The following is a 3048-nucleotide window of genomic DNA, read 5'->3' on the forward strand; positions in this document are numbered from 1 at the left end:
GTGCGGCACTGGCCGCGATCGCCGCTGCGGTCGAAACGCCGGCGCCCGCGCCGGTGCAGCACGCCTCCTATGGCGATGTCATGGTGCGCCCGATCGCACAAAAGCCGTCCCTGTTTCCGGATCACGACACCCCACGCGCGGAGGCCAGCGAGACGATGACGCCGCCCGAAACGTTCATCCCGCAGGCGGCCGAGCGGGCGCCGGTCCGCACCCCACGGATGCCAAAATTCGAGGAACTGCCGATGCCGGCCCAGGCCGAGATTCGGCAGGCGCGCGGCGACGCCGAAGACGACCATCCGCAAAAGACGCGGATGTCGTTGCTGCAGCGCCTCGCCAATGTCGGCCTCGGCCGCCGCGACGAGGAGAACGAGCCGCCTATAGCCGCCCGCTCCTCCGGTCCGGCGATGCCTGCGATGCCGCCGATGCCGGACCGGAAGCCGCAGCGCACTGTCGCGCAGCAGCTCGCGGCCAACGAATCTGCGGTATCCGAATATGCCCGCCGGCCGGCGCCGTCGGGATTGGACACCCATGGCCGCCCTGCGCCTGTTGCGCCGGCGCCACAGGGAGACGACCATCTTGACATCCCGGCCTTCCTGCGCCGGCAGGCGACCTGACTCTGTAACAATCCTGATGACGCGAAAGGGTCCCGGTTTGCTTGAACCGGGACTTTTTCATGGCTTCGTGAAGGGGTCCGTGTTGTTGCTGCAAGCAACTGATTTTAAATCATTAATTATGTATTTCGTGGTGATCTGACCGGGCGGTGATAGTTTCCATCGATGCCCCAATTTGGTTAAGCCTTGTCGCGAATACGGCAGAGATAGGGTAACAATCGGTAAAGAAGCGTGAATTGAGCTGATAGGGGCAATCATTATGGTCGCTGCGACTCGGGGAGTCCGAGGGACGATGCGACGCCGAAGTCGGGGTCGATGCGGTCCTAAGGGCGGGTCGTAGTGGGGCAGTTCAGATGAAATTCAGCCGGCAAAGCACGCTTCGGTCGCAAGCCACGGTGACGGGCGTAGGCGTCCATTCCGGCTCGCCGGTAAGTTTGACCATTGGACCTGCATCCGTCGATGCAGGTTTTATTTTTGTCCGCACCGGCCTTGGCGGACGCGATCGCGAGGTTCGGGCGACGTCCGAGGCGGTCATCTCGACCGAATTTGCGACCGTGCTGGGTGATCGCGAAGGCCCGCTGGTTTCCACGGCAGAACATGTGCTTGCTGCGCTGCGTGGCATGGGCGTCGACAACGCCACCATCGAGATCGACGGCCCCGAAGTTCCGATCATGGATGGCAGCGCTGCGGCATTCGTCACCGCAATCGATCAGGCCGGCATCGTTTCGCAGGCTGCCCAGCGCCGCTTCATCCAGGTGTTGAAGCCGGTCCAGGTTGTGATCGGTGATTCCCATGGCGAATTGCGCCCCTATGCGGCAGGGTTCCGTGCCGAAATCGAGATCAACTTTGCCAATCCGGTGATCGGTCACCAGAGATATACGCTCGACCTTAGCCCGGAACGGTTCCGCCGCGAAGTTTCGCGCGCCCGTACCTTTGGCTGCATGAACGACGTCGCGCGGCTGTGGAGCGCGGGTTTCGCGCTCGGCGCTTCCTTCGAAAACTCGGTGGTGTTCGACGAGAGCCGCCTGCTCAATCCGGAGGGGCTGCGCTACACGGACGAATGCGCGCGGCACAAGGCGTTGGACGCGGTGGGCGACCTTGCCCTGGCCGGCCTGCCGCTGCTTGGTGCCTATCGCTCGGTGCGCGGCGGCCATAAGCTCAATCATGCGGTATTGACGGCCCTGATGGCCGACCGCAGCGCGTGGCGGGTGGTCGAAGCTGAAACCGCGCGCCGGTCCCGTACGCCTGCGGAGCTGGGCCAAGGGGCGGCCCAAGGCATGGTCGGCGGCATGATCGCCCCGGCCTACAGTCCCGACGTGTCCTGAAGCGCGCTTTTGAGGGGCCTGGTGCGGCCCTTGGCGTTCGCTTTCGACGCGTTCGCGTTCGACCTCGAATCACCCGTGCTAACCCGTGACGTACCGCGAGACGATCACATCGCCTTAATCCCGGCGAAATGGCTGCCTATTTGGTTGGTGGAACTTTTTCGGCTACAGAGGTCTCGGTTGCATCGTATGCGCCGCAGGCGCTGCAGTTGTTGCGCCCATGATCTCGTTCATGGCGCGGCGAGCACGGCATCACAGACGAGCGCATCACAGACGTCGGGTTCAAAGCTTATGCCGATACAGCCTATGACGGGCGAACTACGCAGGATTTGGGCCGGCACCCGGCAGCTCAGGCTGGCCGGCGCGTTGATTGCGCTCGCGATCCCCTTGAGCGGCTGCGGCACCGGCGCGCTGTGGGACAAGTTCTTCGCCAAGGACGAGACATTCTCCGACGAACCCGCGGACAAGCTCTACAATGAGGGCTTGTACCTGATGAACGAGAAGAAGGATGTGAAGGCTGCCTCCAAGAAGTTCGAGGAGGTCGACCGCGAGCATCCTTATTCCGATTGGGCGCGCAAATCGCTGCTGATGTCGGCCTACGCCTATTACAACGCCGGCGACTTCGATAATTGCATCGGTTCGGCGACCCGTTACGTGACCCTGCATCCCGGCAGCCCGGACGCGGCCTACGCGCAGTATCTGATCGCCGCCTCCCATTACGATCAGATTCCCGACATTTCCCGCGACCAGGGCCGGACCGAGAAGGCGATCGCCGCGCTGGAAGAGGTGATTCGCAAATATCCGACCTCGGAATACGCCGTCAGCGCCAAGGCCAAGCTCGAGGGCGCCCGCGACCAGCTCGCCGGCAAGGAAATGAATGTCGGCCGCTATTACATGGAAAAGCGCGACTACACCGCCGCGATCAACCGCTTCAAGACCGTGGTGACCCAGTATCAGACCACCCGGCATGTCGAGGAAGCGCTGGCGCGGCTGACCGAGGCCTATATGGCGATCGGCATCGTCGGCGAGGCGCAGACCGCCGCCGCCGTGCTCGGGCATAATTTTCCCGAAAGCCCCTGGTACAAGGACGCCTATAATCTCGTGAAGTCCGGCGG

At 63.2% G+C, this 3048-nt stretch carries 2 protein-coding genes and 1 pseudogene; all 3 read left to right on the forward strand.

Features of this window, described 5'->3' with window-relative positions:
• Positions 1-614: pseudogene (locus tag WCB02_RS17185) on the forward strand (cell division protein FtsZ); the annotation flags it as partial.
• Positions 615-964: 350 nt separating this feature from the next.
• Positions 965-1936: a UDP-3-O-acyl-N-acetylglucosamine deacetylase gene (gene lpxC, locus WCB02_RS17190; protein ID WP_423959790.1), complete on the forward strand. Its 972-nt coding sequence runs from the start codon at positions 965-967 to the stop codon at positions 1934-1936.
• Between the two features lie 303 nt (positions 1937-2239).
• A partial coding sequence (locus WCB02_RS17195; RefSeq protein ID WP_423959792.1) for an outer membrane protein assembly factor BamD occupies positions 2240-3048 on the forward strand: 809 nt, incomplete at its 3' end.

Origin of the sequence: Bradyrhizobium sp. (assembly GCF_049581145.1) — a bacterium.
GTDB lineage: Bacteria > Pseudomonadota > Alphaproteobacteria > Rhizobiales > Xanthobacteraceae > Bradyrhizobium.

What these genes read in the sequence shown, in the direction of transcription:
- lpxC (WP_423959790.1), top strand. Translation starts at nt 965, where the DNA reads ATGAAATTCAGCCGGCAAAGCACGCTTCGGTCGCAAGCCACGGTGACG.